The 19,872-nt window shown below is 60.2% G+C and carries 26 protein-coding genes, 2 tRNA genes and 1 pseudogene; 15 read left to right on the forward strand and 14 right to left on the reverse strand.

Features of this window, described 5'->3' with window-relative positions; translation table 11 throughout:
• Positions 1-4 precede the first annotated feature (4 nt).
• Positions 5-241 (reverse strand): DUF2061 domain-containing protein, encoded by a 237-nt coding sequence (locus LIX15_RS04720; protein WP_227776353.1) that lies wholly within the window; start codon positions 239-241, stop codon positions 5-7.
• A 169-nt stretch (positions 242-410) separates the two neighbouring features.
• Positions 411-481 (reverse strand) — tRNA-Gly (locus LIX15_RS04725).
• A gap of 186 nt (positions 482-667) precedes the next feature.
• Between LIX15_RS04725 and LIX15_RS04730 the strand changes: the two genes are divergently transcribed.
• Positions 668-1,462, forward strand: coding sequence for an NAD+ synthase (locus LIX15_RS04730; protein ID WP_227776354.1), 795 nt, complete (start codon positions 668-670; stop codon positions 1,460-1,462).
• A gap of 31 nt (positions 1,463-1,493) precedes the next feature.
• Here LIX15_RS04730 and LIX15_RS04735 read toward each other — a convergent pair whose 3' ends face one another.
• A complete protein-coding gene (locus tag LIX15_RS04735) occupies positions 1,494-2,192 on the reverse strand; it encodes an enoyl-CoA hydratase/isomerase family protein (protein ID WP_227776355.1) in 699 nt (232 codons plus the stop codon).
• Positions 2,193-2,250: 58 nt separating this feature from the next.
• On the opposite strand from LIX15_RS04735, the gene LIX15_RS04740 reads away from it, so the two are divergent.
• From LIX15_RS04740 to LIX15_RS04780, 9 genes and pseudogenes are all read left to right on the forward strand, one after another.
• Entirely contained in the window at positions 2,251-2,892 is a 642-nt protein-coding gene (locus LIX15_RS04740) for a DUF7114 family protein (protein WP_227776356.1), read from the forward strand.
• 51 nt (positions 2,893-2,943) lie between these two features.
• Positions 2,944-3,015: transfer RNA gene (locus tag LIX15_RS04745), tRNA-Thr, on the forward strand.
• 460 nt (positions 3,016-3,475) lie between these two features.
• Positions 3,476-4,438: a PQQ-binding-like beta-propeller repeat protein gene (locus LIX15_RS04750; RefSeq protein ID WP_227776357.1), complete on the forward strand. Its 963-nt coding sequence runs from the start codon at positions 3,476-3,478 to the stop codon at positions 4,436-4,438.
• Positions 4,439-4,504: 66 nt separating this feature from the next.
• A pseudogene (locus LIX15_RS04755) lies at positions 4,505-4,786 on the forward strand (outer membrane protein assembly factor BamB family protein); the annotation flags it as partial.
• A gap of 88 nt (positions 4,787-4,874) precedes the next feature.
• Entirely contained in the window at positions 4,875-5,534 is a 660-nt protein-coding gene (locus LIX15_RS04760; RefSeq protein WP_227776358.1) for a potassium channel family protein, read from the forward strand.
• A gap of 53 nt (positions 5,535-5,587) precedes the next feature.
• The gene (locus LIX15_RS04765; protein ID WP_227776359.1) at positions 5,588-5,836 is read left to right on the forward strand and encodes a hypothetical protein; all 249 of its coding nucleotides are present in this window, start codon (positions 5,588-5,590) and stop codon (positions 5,834-5,836) included.
• Between the two features lie 250 nt (positions 5,837-6,086).
• A complete protein-coding gene (locus LIX15_RS04770; protein ID WP_227776360.1) occupies positions 6,087-6,953 on the forward strand; it encodes a dihydrodipicolinate synthase family protein in 867 nt (288 codons plus the stop codon).
• Positions 6,954-7,154: 201 nt separating this feature from the next.
• Positions 7,155-8,981, forward strand: a complete 1,827-nt coding sequence (locus tag LIX15_RS04775; protein WP_227776361.1) for an LEA/WHy family protein — start codon at positions 7,155-7,157, stop codon at positions 8,979-8,981.
• Positions 8,982-9,128: 147 nt separating this feature from the next.
• Positions 9,129-9,599 (forward strand): DUF7384 family protein, encoded by a 471-nt coding sequence (locus LIX15_RS04780; RefSeq protein ID WP_227776362.1) that lies wholly within the window; start codon positions 9,129-9,131, stop codon positions 9,597-9,599.
• Between the two features lie 25 nt (positions 9,600-9,624).
• On the opposite strand, the gene LIX15_RS04785 is transcribed toward LIX15_RS04780, so the two are convergent.
• The 11 genes from LIX15_RS04785 to LIX15_RS04835 form a co-directional block, all read right to left on the reverse strand.
• Positions 9,625-10,161 (reverse strand): XTP/dITP diphosphatase, encoded by a 537-nt coding sequence (locus tag LIX15_RS04785; RefSeq protein WP_227776363.1) that lies wholly within the window; start codon positions 10,159-10,161, stop codon positions 9,625-9,627.
• 39 nt (positions 10,162-10,200) lie between these two features.
• Positions 10,201-10,473, reverse strand: coding sequence for a DUF5808 domain-containing protein (locus tag LIX15_RS04790; RefSeq protein ID WP_227776364.1), 273 nt, complete (start codon positions 10,471-10,473; stop codon positions 10,201-10,203).
• Positions 10,474-10,592: 119 nt separating this feature from the next.
• The gene (locus LIX15_RS04795; protein WP_227776365.1) at positions 10,593-12,215 is read right to left on the reverse strand and encodes a bifunctional N(6)-L-threonylcarbamoyladenine synthase/serine/threonine protein kinase; all 1,623 of its coding nucleotides are present in this window, start codon (positions 12,213-12,215) and stop codon (positions 10,593-10,595) included.
• Positions 12,216-12,350 (reverse strand): 30S ribosomal protein S27ae, encoded by a 135-nt coding sequence (locus LIX15_RS04800; RefSeq protein WP_227776366.1) that lies wholly within the window; start codon positions 12,348-12,350, stop codon positions 12,216-12,218.
• Positions 12,350-12,685, reverse strand: coding sequence for a 30S ribosomal protein S24e (locus LIX15_RS04805; RefSeq protein WP_227776367.1), 336 nt, complete (start codon positions 12,683-12,685; stop codon positions 12,350-12,352). The genes LIX15_RS04800 and LIX15_RS04805 overlap by 1 nt, the downstream gene beginning before the upstream one ends.
• 71 nt (positions 12,686-12,756) lie before the next feature.
• The gene (locus LIX15_RS04810; protein WP_227776368.1) at positions 12,757-13,410 is read right to left on the reverse strand and encodes a DUF7504 family protein; all 654 of its coding nucleotides are present in this window, start codon (positions 13,408-13,410) and stop codon (positions 12,757-12,759) included.
• A 48-nt stretch (positions 13,411-13,458) separates the two neighbouring features.
• Positions 13,459-14,010 (reverse strand): GTP-dependent dephospho-CoA kinase family protein, encoded by a 552-nt coding sequence (locus tag LIX15_RS04815; protein ID WP_227776369.1) that lies wholly within the window; start codon positions 14,008-14,010, stop codon positions 13,459-13,461.
• A gap of 1 nt (position 14,011) precedes the next feature.
• Entirely contained in the window at positions 14,012-14,209 is a 198-nt protein-coding gene (gene spt4, locus LIX15_RS04820) for a transcription elongation factor subunit Spt4 (protein ID WP_049969529.1), read from the reverse strand.
• 2 nt (positions 14,210-14,211) lie between these two features.
• Positions 14,212-14,784 carry a DNA-directed RNA polymerase gene (locus LIX15_RS04825; protein WP_227776370.1) on the reverse strand — a complete coding sequence of 191 codons (573 nt, stop codon included), beginning with the start codon at positions 14,782-14,784 and terminating at the stop codon, positions 14,212-14,214.
• Position 14,785: 1 nt separating this feature from the next.
• Positions 14,786-15,145 carry a type II toxin-antitoxin system VapC family toxin gene (locus LIX15_RS04830; protein WP_345410699.1) on the reverse strand — a complete coding sequence of 120 codons (360 nt, stop codon included), beginning with the start codon at positions 15,143-15,145 and terminating at the stop codon, positions 14,786-14,788.
• A gap of 17 nt (positions 15,146-15,162) precedes the next feature.
• On the reverse strand, positions 15,163-16,398 hold the full coding sequence (locus LIX15_RS04835) for a translation initiation factor IF-2 subunit gamma (protein ID WP_227776372.1): 1,236 nt from the start codon (positions 16,396-16,398) through the stop codon (positions 15,163-15,165).
• Between the two features lie 147 nt (positions 16,399-16,545).
• Here LIX15_RS04835 and LIX15_RS04840 point away from each other — a divergent pair, with 147 nt between their 5' ends.
• The 5 genes from LIX15_RS04840 (at position 16,546) to LIX15_RS04860 (ending at position 19,798) form a co-directional block, all read left to right on the forward strand.
• Complete coding sequence (locus tag LIX15_RS04840) at positions 16,546-17,433, forward strand: winged helix-turn-helix domain-containing protein (RefSeq protein WP_227776373.1); 888 nt, start codon at positions 16,546-16,548, stop codon at positions 17,431-17,433.
• Positions 17,434-17,618: 185 nt separating this feature from the next.
• A complete protein-coding gene (locus tag LIX15_RS04845) occupies positions 17,619-17,882 on the forward strand; it encodes a hypothetical protein (protein ID WP_227776374.1) in 264 nt (87 codons plus the stop codon).
• A gap of 79 nt (positions 17,883-17,961) precedes the next feature.
• Positions 17,962-18,192: a hypothetical protein gene (locus LIX15_RS04850; protein ID WP_227776375.1), complete on the forward strand. Its 231-nt coding sequence runs from the start codon at positions 17,962-17,964 to the stop codon at positions 18,190-18,192.
• 37 nt (positions 18,193-18,229) lie between these two features.
• Positions 18,230-19,201 (forward strand): DUF5787 family protein, encoded by a 972-nt coding sequence (locus tag LIX15_RS04855; RefSeq protein WP_227776376.1) that lies wholly within the window; start codon positions 18,230-18,232, stop codon positions 19,199-19,201.
• 84 nt (positions 19,202-19,285) lie between these two features.
• A complete protein-coding gene (locus LIX15_RS04860) occupies positions 19,286-19,798 on the forward strand; it encodes a hypothetical protein (RefSeq protein WP_227776377.1) in 513 nt (170 codons plus the stop codon).
• The last annotated feature ends 74 nt before the right edge of the window (positions 19,799-19,872 follow it).

The following is a 19,872-nucleotide window of genomic DNA, read 5'->3' on the forward strand; positions in this document are numbered from 1 at the left end:
GAATTCAGACACCCCATGCGATTCTGTCCCACAATCGCTCGTAGCAGTAATACGTGCCGGTTTTAACGATGTTCGTAGCGATACCGATGCTCACTGCGTCGGTAGTGCTCTCGGTGACCAGCAGTGCGACGGCGACGGTGACGACGAGCATGAAAACCCGATAGAGGAGCGTCTTAACCACTGCCCGCGAGCGGAGTTGATTCGGGTATCGCGTGACGTACCTCCGCAGCCCGGTGTTCATGTACTCACGAATTCTGGAATAAGGTAAAGTAGTTACGTTAGAAGCGTAACGTAACCCTGATTGGTTACAGTTGCAGTTTTATAGAGTATCGAAAATGGTCGTTCCGCTGTTCGAAGAGCTGTTCGAGAGATGGGTTTTAGAGAAAGAGCAAATGAGAGGGTTCGTGGAATGCGCCGACCGGGAGTCGAACCCGGGCTATGAGCTTGGGAAGCTCATGTCCTACCACTAGACCACCGGCGCGTTTCGTCGCTTCGGTCCTTACGCGCCGAGTCTGACCTCGCTTCGTTCGCTCAGACACCGGCGCACTCGAACGACTGCAACCCTACTACGTCCCGACTCCACTTCAACATCCCCCAGCCAAAACATTCGTCCACAAATCCACTACCATCGGGGAACTTTTAGTCATCAGCAGACCAACAGCCGACCATGATAGACCTCGAACTCTCGGAATCGGAACTCGACGCCCACCGCGAACACATCACGGATTTCATCGAAGAGATGGTTTCGTCGGCGGGCACCGATTCGGCGGTTCTCGGCCTGTCGGGCGGAATCGATAGTACGCTGACTGCCTATCTCGCGGTGGAGGCCCTCGGAACCGAGAACCTGCACGGCCTCGTCATGCCCGGCGCGGTGAGCCGCGAGGACAACATGAGCGACGCGGAGTGGGTCGCCCAAGAACTCGGCATCTCCTACGACGTGTTCGAAATCAACCCCATCGTGGACAAGTTCCTGAACACCTACGGCGAGGCGGAGGGCGACCAGATGGCGGTGGGCAACGCCCGGGCCCGCACGCGAGCGGTGTTGAGCTACCTCGTTGCGAACCACCAAGGTTCGTTGGTGCTCGGCACCGGCAACCGCACCGAGGCGCTCGTGGGGTATTTCACGAAGTACGGCGACGGAGCGGTGGACTGCCACCCAATCGGCAACCTCTACAAACAGCAGGTGCGCCAACTGGCGAAACACGTCGGCGTCTCCGACGAACTGGCGGAGAAGGAACCCACCGCCGGTCTCTGGGTCGGGCAGACCGACGAAGAGGAGTTGGGCATCGACTACGACACGCTGGACGCGGTGCTGGCACTCCACATCGATGGCCCGCTCTCCGTCTCCGCGACCGCTCGGCAGATTGACGGCGTGAGCGAGGACGACGTTTCTAGAATCGAGTCGATGTTCGCCCGAAGCGAGCACAAGCGCGCGGTTCCGCCAGCACCAGAACCGCTGTGAACTGGTGCTGAATTGCCCGATTCTTGCCGTCTTACTCCCGTTGAGCGGCGATATCCTCGGCGTGTTCCGCCACGAGTTCGCCGAACGTCTCGGCTTCGCGGGCGGCCTGCACGCCGACCGAAGACCGGTCTCGGACGCGGGCTTTGACGACTCGGAGTGCATCGGGCGCATTTTCGGCGATTTCCTCGGCGACCGTTCTCGGGTCGTCGGTGATGCGCGAAATCAAGCCCATCCGTCGGGCTTCGGTCGCGTCCACGACCCGGCCCGATAGCGCGAGGTCGAGGGCCTCCCCCAATCCGACGATTTCGGGAAGTCGGGCGGTGCCGCCCCACGCGCCGAAAATACCGAGTTGCACCCCCGGTTCAGCGAACGTCGCTTCCGGGGTGGCAACCCGTAGGTCGCAGGCGAGCGCGAGTTCTACCCCGCCGCCGCGGGCGAAACCGTCGATTCCGGCGACGACGACGCTGTCGCCGCGTTCGATAGCGTTCGCGGTACGCTGGCCGCGTTCCGCGAACGCCTCCGCCGATTCACGGTTCAGCTCGGCGACAGCGTCGAGGTCGGCACCGGCACAAAAGGCGGTGCCTTCACCGTGGAGATAGATGACTGGTTTGTTTGTGTGTTCCACGGCCTCCGCGAGGCCGTCGAGGTTTTCGGAGGTGAGCGCGTTGCGCGATTCGGGGCGGTCGATAGTAATCGTTCTAATTTTCGAGGCGTCGGTTATACGAATCATACGGCTAGTTGACGATGCTTTCCAAAGGTCTTTGGCAGTTCCGTCGTAAGCCCCGACAATGGAAGAGGCCGTCCGGGCGCGCGGGTCAGCGCGCGAGGCTATCGAGGACATTACGCCAGCGCGACTCCGCGAATACATCGACGGACTGCTGGAATCGTCGGGAATAATCCCGGGTGTGCTAACGCTGCTCAGCGTGCGGACGGGCGATGACGATGTCAGTGCGAGCGAAATCGAGCGTCGCGCCGCGGGCGTCCAACTCATCTACGAAGGATTGCGACTCACGCGGACGCTCGCGCACGACGAACCGTGGAACGCGGAATCGTCACACACCGAGAGCAACATCGCGGTTCTCGCGGCGGACGTGATGGTCTCCCGCGGATTTTCGCTTCTCGCGCGCACGGAAGCCGCCGAAACGGCAGTTCGCACCGTCAAATCCTTCGGTCGCGACCAAACAACGGAAAACAGTGACGGCGCGCTCGAAATCGACGTGTTCGAACTCGCCATCGTCGCTGGAACGACGGCGACGGGCGACGACCGACCGACGGGAACCCGACGGTACGCAGAACAACTCGCGGCGACGGTGGCCGAACACGAGTCGAGTTCGAACCTTCCCGACGACACCGTGGATAGGCTCGCAAAGCTGTCCCGACGCCGCCCGAATCACATCGACGAACCGCCGTCATCGGCGACCGACCCCTGACCGAAATCGAAACGCCTAAAGACAGTTCCGTGTGTAGAAATAGATGCCTGCGCCTGGGTAGCTTAGCGGTAAAGCGCGTCCTTGGTAAGGACGAGAGCCCGGGTTCAAATCCCGGCCTAGGCTTTCTATTCAACTCTATGGTGGTGTCTCGATTACGATAAATGTTCGAATGACGGTTCAAACCGGACAGAGACACGAGTTGGACACTAATGGAGGATCGAGTAGCATTAATTATATACGATTTCGTGAGGTTATTTCATCACCAAACCAACGACTCTTCGAACGGAGGAAACTAGTTAGTGTGTCAATATTTTCTACCTTTTCCTGTTTGGAACAATTTCATTAATTATCATATAATCAATAGTAGTCAGCGGAGACACAGAATGATATCATTATAGAATTATTTTAATCGTGTTTTTGAAATCCCATATTCTAGCTTTCAATACTACCTAAACCAATATTGGAATACCGACTAGAATACTGTGTATGATTTTCGATACCCGTGTTTTTCGTGTCTACAAAATCGAACAACGCAGCGATTTATTCGAGATAATAAACACAGTATGCTATTAACCAATGCCTGATGTCAAAACACGTCGATACGTCGCGGCGAACGTTTCTCAAAGTAGTCAGTGTCAGCGCTGGCGCGGCAAGCGTATCCGGGACAACCGGTACAGCGCAAATGGATGATACCGACGACGGACTGAATCCGGATGAAGAGTGGCCGAACTCCCAGTACGATGCCGCCCACACTGGCTACAACCCCACCGCCAGCGGCTCGAAAAGCGATGTCGAGACGACGAACATTCCACTTGCGACGGGATGTGTCGAGGTCGAAGACACATACGCACCCGTAGTCGGGGATGGTGCAGTCTTCTACAGTATGAAAGAAGGAGATGCCAGTACCGAGAGCCAACTTCGTGCGTGGGATTACACGGACAAAAAGAATCGGTGGTCAAAGACCTTCGAGGAGTCGGTCAGTCGGCCAACGGTCGGAGATGGTGTCGTTTGTGTCATTACGAGTGAATACTCCGAAGAAACCTTCATCCGAGGATTTTCGACCGACGACGGAAGCGAACTGTGGTCAACTACGGTCGAAGGCGATTTCAGTCACCCCGTGATAACTGATGGAATCGTCTACGTCATCAACGCCACAGGAGCACATGCGCTGAACGCCAACGACGGAACGGAGAAGTGGCACACACAGATGGATATTCGGCTGGATGACGGAGTTGTGGCACCTGCGGTCACCGACGACAGCGTCTACTTTACGACTTGGCTTGACGGTCTATACGCGCTCGATGTGGAAACGGGCGAACAGCAGTGGACGTTCGATGCAGGAGCCGAGGGAGCAGTCTTTGATATGACACCGACCGTTGCGAACGGAACGCTCATCGTCGGAGATAGAGAACGCTACCTGTACGCGCTCGATGCTGATGACGGAAGCGAACAGTGGCGGTTCGAAAATGGGGCAGTCGCCGGATGGCCGTCCGTCGCGGTTGCAAACGGGAAAGTGTACGTCGGTGACGCAATCGGTGTTGGATAGGGCGACCGGAACGATAGCCTCGACCGCGTCGTTCGTGGCTATGCCCGAAAAGACAGCCAGTTCTACGCGCTCGACCTCCAAGACGGGAGCGTAATCTGGAGTCGGACGGACGAAACGGTCGCAACGTGGATTGGACCAGTCGTCGCCGACGGCGTCGTGTACGTGGGGACGGATTACAACAAGTTCTACGCCTTCGACGCGGAAACTGGCGAAACGAGGTGGCTCCACGACCACGGCAAAAACCGGGTCTGGACGACACCTGCAATCGTCAACGGGAACCTCTACGTGGGAAGCAGTGAGGGAGAAGTCCGCATCCAAGGCGGGCTTTACGAACTGCGAGAAGCGTAGCGACACGGCAACGGTTCGGTCGTGTACCGATAGAGTGACCAATCCCGACACACCAACGTTTTTGTTCTCGCTTCGCTTTCACACAGCCATGCGATTTGTTATCGTGGGTTCCGGCCGTGTCGGATTGCGAACCGCTCGAGTGCTGACCGAAGAGGGACACGACCTCGTCATTGTAGAAAACAACCCAGACAAAGTCGAGCGAGCGCGCAAGGAAGGCTTCGAAGTCGTCGAAGGCGACGGGTCGGACGAGAACACGCTGATCGAGGCCGGTATCGACTCGGCGGACGCGGTCGCCGGATTGACCGGGGATTTGAACGTCAACTTCGCGGCCTGCATGGTCGGGAAGCACCACGGCTGTCGAACCGTCATGCGAATCGACGAGGACTACCGGGAGGACATCTACCACAAGTTCGCCGACGACGTGGACGAAGTCATCTACCCCGAACGCCTTGGCGCGGCGGGGGCGAAGACGGCCCTGCTGGGCGGTGATTTCGACGTTATCGCGGATTTAACCGCCAACTTGCAGTTGACGACGATGACGATTCCGGACGGCTCGTCGCTCGTCGGCACGCACGTCGAAGCCGTCGAACTACCGACCGAAGCGCGAATTTACGCCCACGGGCGCTCTCACGAGCGGATGACGATACCGCTCCCCGGAACCGCACTCGAAGGCGGCGACCGCGTCGCGCTTATCGCCTCACGGGATGCGCTCCCGGCGGTGCGCGAACGACTACAGGGTTCCGCATAGCTGCCGGACGGGAGTCAGTATTTTTTGTCGGCGTCGAACGTTTGCGTCGCTGTTTGATTCGACGCGAAAGTAAAAACGATTGGGCAGCGCGGGGTTCTAGGGTCGTCCGGGACGAGAACTTTCGTGGGGAGATTGGTGACACTGTAACGGGAAGCCAACCCGCCGCCAGAGCCCCCGGCCCCGCCGGAAACCCACCGCGAGACTGCGACACGCTTCGCGCCCAAGCCGTCGGGCGCAAATTGAAGAAAGACGGGATACCCCTTTGTTATGAACTGTTTGTCGAGGGGGCAGGTGTCGTCTAGAATTATCAGGATACCTCTACGTCAAATCAAGAACCGCCTGCCGAAAGGGGAGTACCGAAGTGGAGGTGTGGGAGAGCGAGGCAGGGAGGATGTGGGTGGTGTGCCGGGCGCGCAAAGTGGGAGGATGGGAGAGAGTGTTGTGCGCGCCCGATTTTATCTCGGCGCGACGGCAACTTAAAACCGCGTCAGACGGCTGTACGACCCTACCGCTACCACCGATTTCATAGTCACGGCGTGAGATGTGAGAGCCATGCACGGAACTGGCGTCCCGTTACTGACACCGTTCGACGACGAGGGCGACCTCCGAGAAGACGACCTCCGCGAACTAGTTGCGTGGGTCGAAGACCGCGGCGTGGATTTCATCGTCCCTTGCGGGTCGAACAGCGAGGCAGAACTGATGAGCGTCGAGGAGCGAAACCGAGTCACCGAAATCGTCGCGGACGAAGCAACCGTTCCGGTTCTCGCCGGAACCGGCCACCCCGGACTCCGGGAAACGCTTCGCCAGACCAACCTCGCGGCGGAGGCGGGAGCCGACGCCGCGCTCGTGATAACGCCCTTCTACTTCGGTCACGACGACGCGACGTTGGCCAACTACTACCGAACCGTGGCCGAGGAAAGTCCGGTTCCGGTGTACCTCTACAGCGTTCCGGTCTTCACCGACGTCGTCCTCTCGCCGGAAGTGGTCGGCGAACTCGCCGATCACGATAACATCGCCGGGATGAAGGATTCGAGCGGGAATCTGACCAGGCTCCAGCGAGAGCGCGCCCGCACCGAGGACGCTGATTTCGACCTGCTGGTTGGAAGCGGAAACATCTTCGCCGCCGGACTCGACGCCGGTGCCGACGGCGGCGTCCTCGCGCTGGCGAACGTCGCACCCGAACGCGCGAGCGAAATCTATCGGTTACAGCAGGGCGGCCACGGCGCACAAGCCCGGCAGTTGAATGCCCGACTGGTCGAACTGAACCGGGCGATTACCGCCGAATACGGCGTCCCCGGCGCGAAGGCGGTCATGCAAGCGCGCGGCGCACCCGCGGGTGCGCCGCGCCGACCGCACCGCCCGGTGAGCGACGAAGTTCGGGACGAACTCGCGGAACTGGCACAGGCCGCGGAGCAGTAGGAGTCGGCACCCTGAATACATATCAGTAGAAGAATGATTGATGCAGGAACGACAGGTATATTATTGTAATATTTTTAATATTCAATTTAGAAATGCGATTCCCTCAGTGGATAATTACAGGTAAACATACTTGGGGTTTCGGACGAACTGCTCCACTGATGAACTGCGTTTGGTTCGATACATCATATTTAAGAGGAGTTTGTGATACCGCGTAGCCTGTTCGGCAAGTTCGTCGCCGGGGTGCTATCGGCGTTCGTCATCACTGCCGGTGGACTCGGGGTGGCCGTCACCTCAGGGATGCTGACCGTCGGCCAACCGACCGTCGAAGAAGTGCGAACCGACTGGGGCGCGGTAACTCCGGAAACGAGCGAAATTCGGACGGAAATCGCAGTCCACAATCCGAATTCCGTCGGCGTCCCCGGCGTTGCGGATGTGAACTACGCAGTCGAAATGAACGATGTGACCGTCGCCGAGGGAACGAGTGAAAACGTCGGAGTCCCGACCGGAGATTCCACGATTTCGCTTTCGACGCGGATGGACAATCGAAAGATTCCCGCGTGGTGGGCGAGCCACATCAACAACGGCGAGCGGACGACCGTGAGCATCCGACCCGAAATCCGCTTTCCACTGATTTCGAAGAAACTTGCCGCGGAAGAACGCTCGTTCGAGACGAATCTCCTCGGCGCGTTCGAAAGCGAGGAGACACAAACGATGACCGCCGGAGAGAGGACGGTTCTCCGTGTGACCGAAACCGACGCCGAGTGGGGCGAAGCGACGAAAGAACGAACTCCCCTCACCGTCGCCGCAACCGTGGAGAACCCGACCAGCGGGGAAGTGGTCTTCTCGCAACTCGGTTACACTATCACGATGAACGACGTACCCGTCGCCGAGGGAACGACCGACGGCGGCGTCCACGTCGAACCCGGCGAGGAAACGACGTTCTCCATCGACTCGACGTTCGACAACGGCAAGCTGCCGACGTGGTGGGAGCGTCACGTCGAAAACGGCGAGCAGACCACGATGGACGTGCAGTTTTACGCCACCCTCGCCGAGGACGGCGAAACGAAGCGAGTGACGCTCCCCTTCCTGAGCGAGCGCGTCGTCTTCACGACCGACGTGTTGGGCGGCGGCGAGGCGACCACGAAAACCGTGCCGCGAACCGAAGCGACCGAGTTCCAACCGCCGAAACTCCAGTCGGTCGAGAGCGAGTGGATCGTCCCTGAAACCGGCAACACCGGAATTAAAACGAGCGCAGTCGTGAGGAACCCGAACGAACCGGGATCGTTGTTCGCCGACCACCTCTCGGTCGATGCGAACTACCGCGTGCTGATGAACGACGTACAGTTGGTCGAAGGCCGGACGAGTCGGAATCTCGACTCGGGTCGCACCGACCTCGAACTGTCGGGTGATATCACCAACCGAGAGGTTCAACGGTGGTGGGTCAGCCACGTCAACAACGGCGAGAAAACCGACCGCGTGGTCGAACGAGACGTGACGGTCGATGCCGGATTCGCCCGTTTGCCAGTCGGCGGCGAAGCGGAGCGCGGAACCATTACGACCGACATGCTCGGGCCGGTGGATTCGAGTTCGACGTTGGAGTTTTCGGTCGCGGGACAGCAGGTCGGAACCATCTCCGAGACGCAAGCGGAGTGGGGCGATGCGACGGTGGCCGAGACGCCAATCGAATCGTCCGCCACCGTGAAAAACGACCAGAACGAGCCGATACGCATCACCGAAATCGGCTATCGCGTGGCGATGAACTACGTCGTCCTCTCGGACGAATCGAACGAGCGGTCAATCGAAATCGAACCGAACAGCCAAGCGACGGTTCGGGACACCGTTCCGCTCGACAATTCGAAACTCGGCACGTGGTGGAAAACGCACCTCGAACGGGGTGAGGACAGCACGCTTTCGGTCAGCTACTACGTCGTCGTGGAGTATCGGGGCTACACAGAGCGCGTCGAACTCGACGCGCTGAACTACGAGAAGTCGGTGGCGACGGACATGCTCGGAAACGAATCGGCCTGACCAACCGAACGATTTTCGCAGCGAAACGAGCGCTTTTCCCCCTCGACCTCGCAGATCAATCCATGACGTGGCACGACCTGTTCGACCGCGCGGAGCAGTTCGGAACAAGCGTAGGAACCGTCCGAGAGACGCTGTCGGAGCGGAGAAATGAGTAATCCGAATCCCGCTCGCATCGCCGTCGATGCGGACGTGCTGGCCGCGGATTTGTTAGTCGGCGAGGACGCTCGCGAAGCGATGGATATCGTTCGCGGACACTCGTGGGTCGAACTCGTCGCCAGCGACGCCCTACTGGACGATACCGAATGGGTCATTCGCCAGTTGGCGAATGACGAACTGGCCCTCGACTGGCGCGAGAAAATCGCGGAACTCCGCGTCAAGGTCGAACAATCCCCCGGCGACCATCCCGCGCTCGCCAGCGCCCACGCCGGAAACGCGGCGCACATCGTCTCCTACGACGACGGCCTACGAAGTGCCAAAACCGCGGCCGCGCTTCAGGGCCGAATTTCGGTGAGCGTCAAGCAGCCCGATGGATTCGTTTCGCTATTCGACCCCGAAAGCCTGTACGAGGTGGTCGTTGGCGGAGAGTATCCGGGGGCGGATAGGGATTCGAGAGCCTGAATCGGTTTCCCAATTCAGCATTGAATTATCGGTCCGCCAACCAGTCCGCGAACTTCGCCAGCGCCCGCCCGCGGTGGGAGATTGCGTTCTTTTCTTCCGTACTCATTTCCGCCATCGTCTTCCCTTCGTGTTCGAAAATCGGGTCGTAGCCGAACCCGCCGTCGCCGCGTGGGGCGACGAGGGTTCCGGGCACCGCGCCGGAGAAGGTCTCTGCGTCCTCGCCGTCGTAGTAGGCGACGACACAGCGGAAGTGGGCGCGGCGGTTCTCTTCTTGCTTGGCGATTTGCCAGACGCGCTCGACCCCGAGGGTGTCCTCGACGTAGGCGGAGTAGGGACCGGGGAAGCCGCCGACCGCGTCGATGAACAGGCCCGCGTCATCCACGACGACGGGATCCTCGCCGCCCGTTTCTTCGAACGCTTCCCGCGCGCCGTGGAGCGCGATTTCGGCGAGGTCGTCGTGCTGAATTTCGGTGTAATCGTACTCGATTTGGCGAACCTCGTCGGCCAGATAGTCGCGCGCCTCGCGCACTTTTCCCTCGTTGCCGGTGACGAACCGAATCATGGTAAAGAGGGCGGAGCGCGAGCAAAAAGAGGCGTCGAATCAGTCGTCGTCCACGATAACTTCGACGGGTTCGTCCTTGACGCTCGTCTCGTCGGGACCTTTGCGTTCGTGCCAGAGCAGGACGCCAGCGACGGCGAGGACGAGCCACGAGCGCCAGTTGGCGAGGTTGAGCGTATAGCCGATGCCGAACGGCTTTTCAACCAGCATCTTCTCGCCGGGTTTCCAGTAGGCCGACAGCATTCGACCGACGCTGGGGCGTTCGAAGTTGTACGGCATGCCAAAGAGGGTTCCTGAGGTTTCTTTGTCGGACATACGATAACGAATGACCGCGCCGGTAATAGCATTTGGGGCATCGCTCTCGTGAGGAAAGTAGTGAAAGCAGTCACGACGATAGCATCGAAAAAGCGCAAACCTGCGCGATACCAACGAACCTACTGATACCGTCCGCGGCCTTCGATTTCGCGCAGTTGCGAAAGCACCGTCTCGTCCCCAAATTCCGAGTAGGCGGATTCGAACTCGCGCCACAACTCGTCGGCCACGTCCGAGGTTCCGGCGAGGCTCTGGCTGAAAACGTGCAAATCCATCGCGTAGTCCTCCACGTCGTCGGAGTAGTAGCCCAGACCGAAGTCGATAACGTAGGCTCGGTCGGGCGCGCACCTGACGTTTCGCGTCGTCGGGTCGCCGTGGACGATTCCCGCCCGGTGCATCATACCGAGATGCCGACCAACGTCGCGCACTCGGGACGGAGTCAGCTCCTCGCGGAGGTCGCTTTCGCCGACGCGTTCGAACTCGATTGTGGCTTCCACGAGGTCAACGTCGTAGACGACCGGCGTGGGCACTCCCGCGCGGCGCGCGTCACTCGTCAGGCGCGCTTCTAGGGTCGTGCGCTCCTTTCGAAGACGCGCGTCGAGTTCGGAGTGGCGGTAGGATTTGACCGCCCTGCGCTTTGTAACGCGCTCGGAACCGATGGAGACGGTGGCTTCCGCGCCACGAATCTCGCGCTCGCCGACATTGCGGAACACTTCCTCGCGGTCGGTTCGCCACGAAACGGCCACTTGGTCGGGGCGGTAGTTCGAATCGACCGCCGAATTCGCAACCGGAATCGTATCGCCCGCGTCCAGCATCTCCTTCCCGAGCACCGCAATCATCCCCGCGTTGTCCCGAAGAAACCGCGGTTCGGGGGCGTAAAAGTCCGCGCCGCGTTGGTCGCACATCTCCGCCAGCATCTCGCGGAGTCGCGCGTTCTGGCCGACGCCGCCGCCGAGGACGAGTTCGTCCCGACCCGTGAGCGACAAAGCTCGCTCTGCGACCTCGGTCAGCATGGCGAAGATGTTCTCCTGCAAGGAAAAGCAAACGTCCTCGACAGCTTCGCCCGAATCGACGGCCTGCTTGGCCGCGCTCATGATGCCCGAAAAGGAGAAATCCATCCCCTTCACGACGTAAGGAAGGTCGATGTACTCGCCGTCCTTCGCGGCCGATTCGACCTTCGGCCCGCCGGGGTGCGACCAGCCGACGTGCCGCGTGAACTTGTCGATAGCGTTGCCGACGCCCGTATCCATCGTCTCGCCGAGGACGCGGTACCGCCCGTTTCGGTAGCCTAGCACGTGCGCGTTCGCGCCGCTCGCGTTCAGACAGATTGGGGAGTCGAATCCCGACTGTTGTCGCCCGATTTCGAGGTGGGCAACCATGTGGTTCACGCCGACCAACGGCACGTCCAGCGTCTGTGCCAGCGCACGCGCCGCGGTTCCGACGATTCGAAGACACGGGCCCAGTCCCGGCCCTCGCGAGAAGGCGACGGCGTCAATCGAGCCATCCGCCTCGGTCATCGCCGTTTCGATGACCCGCGGAATCGCGTCGCTCATGTGTTCGGCCGCCTCGCGCGGATGAATCCCGCCGCTCTCCGGTTGATACGCGTCGGTTTCTATAAAAACGGAATCGGTGTTCGTGTTGTGGGGAGCACCAGAAGCGGTCTCTGACGAATCGTCGTTCGACTCGGTCGAAAAGACCGCCGCGCTGGCCGCCCACGCGGTACCCTCGACGCCGAGGATTCGCATTTACTTCCACTCGGTGTAGCTACATTTACCACAGTGAACGCGGTCACCGTGGTCTGCGAGGAACGAGTCGCCACATCGCGGGCACTGTTCTCGCTCGGGCGTGCCGTCGTCGTTGTAGAGTTCGTTTCGCGCCATTATTCAGCCTCCTCGGCTTCGGCTTCCGCGTCGGCTTCGGCTTCCGCGTCCGAATCTGCCGTGATTTTGTTGCGGTCGAGCATATAGTCCTGTTCGACGTCGCGCGCGTGTTCCGAACTGTCGTAGATTTTCGCGTAGCCGACCGTCTTTCGCATGCCGAACTTCGTGCTCATCTCGTGAATGACCACTTCGTCCGCGTTCTTGTCGAGTTTCGCAGCGAGACTGTCTCGAACCGAGAGGCGCGAGGGCGTTGCCTCGTCGTGAACTATCTGAAACCGCACTTCATTCCGGTGGAGCATTGGATTCTGCTCCTGTGAGAGGATTTCGACTTCCATGTGTAACACTCAGTTATACTCCTTTTCTCCCTGTAGCGTGTAAAAGGATTTCGAAGTGGGCGATTGGTACCTCACAACGGAAGCCACGGAGACTGCAAATCACGGTGAGGGAAATGCCACCGTTCTTGTCCCTCTCCATCGATACGGTACTCGACAACTCCGTCGAAGAGAGGCGCGAGTTCGCTCACCAGGTCATGGTCGTAGTCACGCGGGAAGATGAAATGTCCCATCCCGTCCGCACCGCGAATCCGCCCGGTAACAATGCCGAGGAACCGCTGAACGGCTTCGGGGTCGTAGCGTTCGAACAGCGATTCGAGCGAATCCACCCCGACTCGGAGTTGCCCCGATTGCAGGCCGTCGTCCGTCTCGAAGGAGGTTATCGACGATGAGACGGCGTTCGAAAGCTCCGGAACGCTCGAATCGACGTGATCCGAGGGGACTTCGCAATCCGCTAGTTCGGTCAGATGTGTGATGACGGTCGTGCGCTCTTCGTGCGTGCCGTACATCGGTACTCGTTCGTCGACCGTCGTCCGGGACGTTCCGGTGAGGACGACCACGCGAAACCGCCGTTCGTGTGGGTCGCCGAAGAACTTCCGACTGGCACAGGAGAGAACGGAATCGGGAACCGACCCGACGAGCAAGAGATTACAGCCTCGGCGTTTCAACTGCTGGAGCATCCGCGTGAATTCGGTGGCCACGTCGTCCCCACGTCGACCGCTAGGCATTGCCGTGAGGTGGCGAGGCACACCTAAAAAATATTTCCGGTTCGCGTATTACGAATTTCGATCGTCATCAACGAGCGAGAAGAGACGCTCTGTGTCGCCGTCCATCCGCGAAAGCAGGTCGGCGACTTCTTCTTTCACGGCCGACGTTACTTGCACGAGAACCATTCCTTCGTCCGGCTGGCCGTAGACGACGGTTCCCCCCGCCGGAACGGCGAGCACCGCTGGAAGCGCCGCGAGGTCTTCTTCCCCATCGACGACGAGAACCGTTGGCTCGGGCGCGGCAATCGCCTCCACGAGCGCGGAAAGGAGGTCGTTGGTGAGCACTCCTGCAGGATTCTCGACGGCGACATGGTGAGCGTCGTCGCTCACCGCATCGCGGATTTCCGGGTCAACCGCGTCGCGTTTCGTCAATCCATCGACCAGCGCCACGTCCGGCGTGACGCCGACCGATTCGAGATGATAGGTAACGACATCGCCGACCGCGACGAGTGGACTTCCAGCGGATTCGAGAAGCGTCTCTGCGTCGGTGAAAATCGGCCCGAGCGGTTTCTTTAGCTCACTTCGCAGTGTGCGAGGGAGCGAGACGACGGAATCGGTCACGTTATCTGACTTTCAGGGCGTAGCTTCCCGGTTCCGACACGCCCATCTCCTGACCGATTTCGCTCTCTTCGGGGTGGGCGATGACGACGTAGCCGCTCCAGTCCTCCGTGAGGCTGGTGGAGTTGCATATCGAGCAGATCTCCTCGTCGGCTTGGAGCACGGCGTGGCAGTCGCGGCAGGCGAGTCGATTACTGGCCATCGTTACTCACTCTCGGTTGTCGCTTGGCGCGCTTCGCGATCTTCTTTCAGCCAGCCGTGTTTACCCAGTCCGACCTGCTTCGCCGTGAGACCGATTTTGCTCTCGCGCGGATTGCGCTCGTCGATGCTCTTCGTCACGATTCGGGCGCGAACCGAGTCGCCGACGCCGAGCGTGCGGTTGGACTCGCGGGAGGCGAGCTGCTGGTTCTCCTCGTCGAAGGCGAGATATTCGTCCGAAATCTGGGAGACGTGGAGCAGTCCGTCCACCGGCCCGATACCGACGAACGCACCGAAGTTGACGACCTCCACGACCTCCCCGTCCACGACCTCCTGCATTTGAGGGTCGAACGTGACGGCGTCGAACTCCGCTTCGTAGTAGACGCCGGGGCGGTTTGGAAGCACCGCGCCCTGGCCGATATCGTGAACTTCGGTGACGCTAACGACACTGCCGACGTCTTCGTCCATCCGTCCTTCGAGTTTGTCCTGTAGTAGCCGCTGCACCAGCCCCGGCGTTACATCTGCGAGGAACTGGGGCGGAACCTCGACCGTATCTTTCAGTCTAACCCGTTTGTACATGCTATGGTTGAGTGATTGCGAGTTTGTTCTGCCCCCTTATATGGATTACCGGAACGCCAGCGTCGAGCAGACGTCGCCGAAGGGGGCCGTCGTTCGTGACGACGAAGTCGAACTCGGGTGCGAGTTCGACGAATGCGTCGTCGGCGTACGATTCGTTGTGGTCGATGGTTCGACAGCGAGTCGCCAAGTCCGCACCCACGCTGGCGGCAGTCGCTTCCGCGCCGCCGCCCTGTGAGAGTCCGTCGAGTTCCGAAATGACGGATCGAGGTGCGACGCACTCGAACTGACCCAATAGCCTGTCGAGTTCGTCGAACACCCTGACGTTGGATTCGACGGGCATCATGAGCGCGCTCGTGTCCATGGCGACCGTGTGAACCATCAGTTGGTAGTGAGCGTTCCGATTCCGATGAGTCGCCAGCGAGCGCCGATACGGCGGTTGATGGCGATTTTCGCGCCTTCCGGCGCGCAGACGGGGCGTTTGAGTGCGACTTCACACTCGCCGTCGCGCGCGCTGGTGACCGAACCGACGGTCGTCGCGGTGCCGACGGTCAGCATGAGCGGTTCGCCCGTGCTGATTTCGTCGATTTGCTCGTCGTCCAAGCCGACGAGTCGGTCGAGCAGGTCGATTTTCATCGTGAACTGCTCCCACGTCGGGGGGAGACTGCCGGGCGTTCCAGCGACCTGTCCGGCCAGCGCGTCGCCTTTGGTGTAACTCGGGTCGAGTCCGGTGCCGACGCCGAGCAGACCGCCGGGCGTGACCTCGTCCACCATCTCGCCGCCCGCTTGAAGGGAGCGAACGTCGGTTTGGATGGGTTCCCACTGAGTTTGGCCGCCCTCCTCGATTTCGCGGCCGGGGCGAAGTTCGAGTTCGTCGCCTTCCGTGAGTTTCCCCTGCACGAGACTGCCACCGAGGACGCCGCCCGTGAGCTTGTCCCACGTCGTACCGGGTCGGTTGATGTCAAAACTGCGGGCGACGTACATCTGCGGGTCGTCGTCCGGGTTGCGCTCCGGCGTCGGAATTTCTTCCTCGATAGCCTGCATCAGCAGGTCGATGTTGACCTCCTGTTGGGCGCTAATCGGGACGACCGGTGCGTCCTCCGCAACCGTGCCTTCCACGAACTCCTGAATCTGTTGGTAGTTGCGCTCCACCCGGTCGCGATCGACCAGGTCGATTTTGTTCTGTGCGATAACGATGTTCTCGATGCCGATGATGTCGAGCGCCATCAGGTGCTCTTCGGTCTGGGCCTGCGGAACGGTTTCCGTGGCCGAGACGACGAGTACCGCGCCGTCCATCAGTGATGCGCCCGAGAGCATCGTCGCCATGAGCGTTTCGTGGCCGGGTGCGTCCACGAACGAAACTGTACGAATCGGTTCGCTGTCCGAACCGTCAGGGCATGTTTCATCGACCGTGTAACATTCCGGAGCGTCCACGTCTGGACACTGCCGGAACGTCGCGTCCGCATAGCCGAGTCGAATCGAGATGCCCCGTTTCATCTCTTCGGAGTGCTGGTCGGTCCATTCGCCGGAAAGCGCCTGCACGAGAGTCGTTTTCCCGTGGTCGACGTGCCCGACGAGTCCGATGTTCACCTCCGGTTGGTTGTGTGTTCCTGTCAACGTTGACCTCCTGAGAGTAATTTGTCGTAGATTCGGCCCGAGCGACTGATAAACCTACTGTTCTGGTATGGCGCGCGCTTCTGACAGGATAGTTGCAAAAATGAAATTCACACAACGTTTTATTCGCTACCCGTCCTTAGTGGGTATATGAGCAGTGACACGCCGCTTCAGGAGTGCGACGACTGCCTCGCTCCGGCGGAAGCGTTTTCCGTCATCGCGAACGAAACGCGACTTTCCATCCTCGAAGCCCTTTGGCAGGCGCCCGAACGCCCGGTTCGGTTCTCGGAACTGCGGAAGGAAGTCGGCTTACGCGACAGCGCGCAGTTCAACTACCACCTCCAGCAGTTGGCCGACCACTTCGTCGTGCAAACCGACGACGGCTACGACTTTCGACAGGCCGGAAAGAAGGTCGTCAGCGCGATTCTCGCCGGGTCGTTCAACGAACATCCGCGACTCGACCCCATCGAACTCGACGAAACCTGCGCCGACTGCGGTGCGAACCTGCACGCGACCTACGAGGACGAGACGCTGGTAATCGATTGTCCCGACTGCGCGAAACTGTACGGAAGCTACTCCTTCCCGCCGGGTGGATTAAACGACCGAACGGACTGCGAAATCATGGACGCGTTCAATCAGCGCGTACGCCACCTCCACTGCCTCGCCGCCGACGGCGTCTGCCCGGAGTGCAACGGAAAGATGGAAACGGACGTGACACGGGATACGGAAGAAATTCTCGGAACGAAAATCCGCGTGGACCATCAGTGCGAGCAGTGTCGCCACCGACTGCGTTCGACAGTCGGACTGTCGCTCCTCGACCAATCACAGGTCGTCACCTTCTATAGCGACCACGGAATCGACCTCTGTTCGAAACCGTTCTGGGCGCTCTCGTGGTGCGTGAGCGACGACCAGACGAGGATTCTTTCCGACGACCCGTGGGAAATCGAAGTGACGATTTCGCTTTCGGACGACGAACTTCACGTCATCGTGGACGGCGGTTTGAACGTCGTCGAAATCGAACGCGGGCAGGTTGCATAGGAAGCGACGGACGAATACGGACCGTTTTGGGTTGCAGACGCGACCGAGTGACGACGGACGGCACTAAATCGGCCGAATTGATAACTAAAATACAGGAACCCGCTTCAGTAGCGCCGCCTACATAACTGTATTTCAGCTAACACTTTTGTGGAGAGGAGTCCTTTCTCCACCTGAGGAAACGCACAATGAAGTACGAAACCACCACTCTCCCGAAACGGATTCCGACTCTCGACGCGATTCGCCGGATACTCATCCTGTTGGTCACGCTGGCGCTCGCTGTCGGTGCCGTCGTCGCCATTGGACTCGCGTCCATCTACGGCGTGGAACTGCTCGGCGGCGGCCTCGTCGTGATGCTCGCCGGTTGGGTTGCGGGCATCGGTATCGCCGTGCTGGCCCCGTTCCTCGTCGTTCGAGTTGCTACTGCGATTCTCACCGCGCTCCGGCTCTAAGGTTTTCTCCCGTCTTTCCGAAACTCACGCGAACGACTATTGAAGTCGCTCGCCAACCCGTGTTTTGGGGGGAGAACCGATGTGCCACAAGCGAGGAAGTTACTATCCAATCCGGAAACGAGAACCGATGCACGAGGAGCGCGAGTCGAGAGACGAACGCGAAAAATCGAAAGAGAAACGCGAACGAGTGAGGGAGGAGGGAATCCTCATCCGAGCGAAATCCCGTTTCGCGTCCCTTTTCGACGCGCCCGGAAACGACGGCCGACGTGAATCGGTGCCGACCATGCAGGGAGGAAACGGAGACGACTGACGCGGCATTTTTGTTTTCGGCGCACCGAGTCAGTGTCGTGCGAGAGTTCCCGTTCGAACTGGCGCTGTGTGCCCACCTCGAAGCGACGACTGGAGACGTTCTCGCGCGGCAAATCGGCGGTGGCGTCCGCGTGCCTTCGAACCGCATCATCGACGTGCTGTGCGTCGAACCCGGCCCGGCGTTCGAGGCGCGCGCGGAACTGACAAACGAACGGATTCCCGACGCCGCAATCGAGAGCGAAGTCGGCGTTGGCCAGTCGCGCTACTGGCGAAACGCCTTCGACACGTCACCGGAGTACGCCCGAAAGGTCGTCGACAGGGCGGTCGAAATCGGATTTTTCGAGCGGGAGCGAAAGGGCGGCAGGGAGTACGTCCGGCAGGTCGCGCGTTATCCGGACTGGTTCGGGCGACTCGTCGGCGTCGAGAACAAACCCAACCTCGCGGAGCCCGGCGACCTCGAAACGCAACTTCGCAAGGACGTGAGTCTCGGCCTCGTGGACGAAGTGATTCTCGCGACCGAGAGCTACGTCACCCGCGCGCACCTGAACCGGATTCCCGAGGAGGTCGGCGTCTGGCGGTTCGAGGGGGACGACGATGAGAAGGAAATAGAAGTCATCCGCGAACCGACGCCGCTTGGAACGGACGCGGCGGGAACCGAGCTCGTCGAACAGCACGCGGGAAAAGCCGACGTTCGCGTCGTGGGCGCGGAGGAAAAGGCCCGCCAACGCAGGCGAATGGCCGAGCGGGCCTACGGCAAAGGCTGGCGAACCTACGATTTTCCGGCGTGCGGCGAAATCGAATCGCGGAACGGGGGGCTTCCGTACTGTCGGTGGAAAGGGCGAATCGTCAATCCGGTTCGCTGCGGGGCGGACTGTCCGGGGCACGACCCGTCCGACCCGCCGGACATCGACCTCGATTTCGAACGCGATTCTCGGACACCGTGGGTCGGCGACCCCGCCGGACGGAAACGCCGACAGACGGGGCTCGATGCGTTTCGGACGGAGGAGTGAGCCGAGAAAGGAGTACGTGTCATTTTTCTCCGCCCAAACGCCTATTATCGCCGGTACTGACGATGATACCACTCCGGGGGAACCATGGAACGAAGCAATTCCGCTGAAAACGGTAAGTCAGTCGTACAGTCCGTTTCGTCGCGGGAATCAGCAGATACGGTCACCATCGCTCGGTCGTTCGGTCGAGGTCTGGTCGGGGGATTAATCGCTACCGTCGTCATGACCGCCTACCGAATTCCGATTGCGCGTTCGCTCCCGCCGACCGCGGCGTTTTGGGCGCGGTTCGTCGGCGACGAGGAGGCGAGCGAATATCCGGTGGTGGGCCTTGTCCTTCATCTGGTGTACGGGATGGTCGGCGGCGGTTTCTTCGCGCTTCTGTTCGAGCGTCGGGTGGTCGAATCCGGGCAGATGGACGAAAAGCGGGGGACGATTTGGGGAGCGGTGTACGGCTTCCTGCTCTCCGTGTTCGGCATTCACGTCGTGCTGAAGCGCGTCCTTCGGATGAACCCACAGTCTGATGAACGGTTCATCTTTCACGTGAGTCATCTCATCTACGGGGTGACGCTCGGCGCGTGGTTGGGTTCGAGGGCGGAGTAGGGTCGATTTTTGCGGCGGTTCGTGACGCCTGTTTGTACTCGTTCTGACGCTACTGTGCAGGCGACGGGTTCGCG

Origin of the sequence: Haladaptatus pallidirubidus (assembly GCF_020700235.1) — an archaeon.
In the GTDB taxonomy this organism is placed as follows: domain Archaea; phylum Halobacteriota; class Halobacteria; order Halobacteriales; family Haladaptataceae; genus Haladaptatus; species Haladaptatus pallidirubidus.

Bases quoted from the DNA above. Each gene is read 5' to 3' on its own strand.
- LIX15_RS04805 (WP_227776367.1), bottom strand. From the start codon at position 12,685: ATGGAAGTCGAAATCCTCTCACAGGAGCAGAATCCAATGCTCCACCGG.
- LIX15_RS04810 (WP_227776368.1), bottom strand. From the start codon at position 13,410: ATGCCTAGCGGTCGACGTGGGGACGACGTGGCCACCGAATTCACGCGG.
- LIX15_RS04790 (WP_227776364.1), bottom strand. From the start codon at position 10,473: ATGTCCGACAAAGAAACCTCAGGAACCCTCTTTGGCATGCCGTACAAC.
- LIX15_RS04740 (WP_227776356.1), top strand. From the start codon at position 2,251: ATGGAAGAGGCCGTCCGGGCGCGCGGGTCAGCGCGCGAGGCTATCGAG.
- LIX15_RS04845 (WP_227776374.1), top strand. From the start codon at position 17,619: ATGAAGTACGAAACCACCACTCTCCCGAAACGGATTCCGACTCTCGAC.
- LIX15_RS04800 (WP_227776366.1), bottom strand. From the start codon at position 12,350: ATGGCGCGAAACGAACTCTACAACGACGACGGCACGCCCGAGCGAGAA.
- LIX15_RS04770 (WP_227776360.1), top strand. From the start codon at position 6,087: ATGCACGGAACTGGCGTCCCGTTACTGACACCGTTCGACGACGAGGGC.
- LIX15_RS04795 (WP_227776365.1), bottom strand. From the start codon at position 12,215: ATGCGAATCCTCGGCGTCGAGGGTACCGCGTGGGCGGCCAGCGCGGCG.
- LIX15_RS04785 (WP_227776363.1), bottom strand. From the start codon at position 10,161: ATGATTCGGTTCGTCACCGGCAACGAGGGAAAAGTGCGCGAGGCGCGC.
- LIX15_RS04860 (WP_227776377.1), top strand. From the start codon at position 19,286: ATGGAACGAAGCAATTCCGCTGAAAACGGTAAGTCAGTCGTACAGTCC.
- LIX15_RS04840 (WP_227776373.1), top strand. From the start codon at position 16,546: ATGAGCAGTGACACGCCGCTTCAGGAGTGCGACGACTGCCTCGCTCCG.
- LIX15_RS04760 (WP_227776358.1), top strand. From the start codon at position 4,875: ATGCGATTTGTTATCGTGGGTTCCGGCCGTGTCGGATTGCGAACCGCT.
- LIX15_RS04825 (WP_227776370.1), bottom strand. From the start codon at position 14,784: ATGTACAAACGGGTTAGACTGAAAGATACGGTCGAGGTTCCGCCCCAG.
- LIX15_RS04830 (WP_345410699.1), bottom strand. From the start codon at position 15,145: ATGGACACGAGCGCGCTCATGATGCCCGTCGAATCCAACGTCAGGGTG.
- LIX15_RS04750 (WP_227776357.1), top strand. From the start codon at position 3,476: ATGTCAAAACACGTCGATACGTCGCGGCGAACGTTTCTCAAAGTAGTC.
- LIX15_RS04850 (WP_227776375.1), top strand. From the start codon at position 17,962: ATGTGCCACAAGCGAGGAAGTTACTATCCAATCCGGAAACGAGAACCG.
- LIX15_RS04735 (WP_227776355.1), bottom strand. From the start codon at position 2,192: ATGATTCGTATAACCGACGCCTCGAAAATTAGAACGATTACTATCGAC.
- LIX15_RS04730 (WP_227776354.1), top strand. From the start codon at position 668: ATGATAGACCTCGAACTCTCGGAATCGGAACTCGACGCCCACCGCGAA.
- LIX15_RS04720 (WP_227776353.1), bottom strand. From the start codon at position 241: ATGAACACCGGGCTGCGGAGGTACGTCACGCGATACCCGAATCAACTC.
- spt4 (WP_049969529.1), bottom strand. From the start codon at position 14,209: ATGGCCAGTAATCGACTCGCCTGCCGCGACTGCCACGCCGTGCTCCAA.
- LIX15_RS04780 (WP_227776362.1), top strand. From the start codon at position 9,129: ATGAGTAATCCGAATCCCGCTCGCATCGCCGTCGATGCGGACGTGCTG.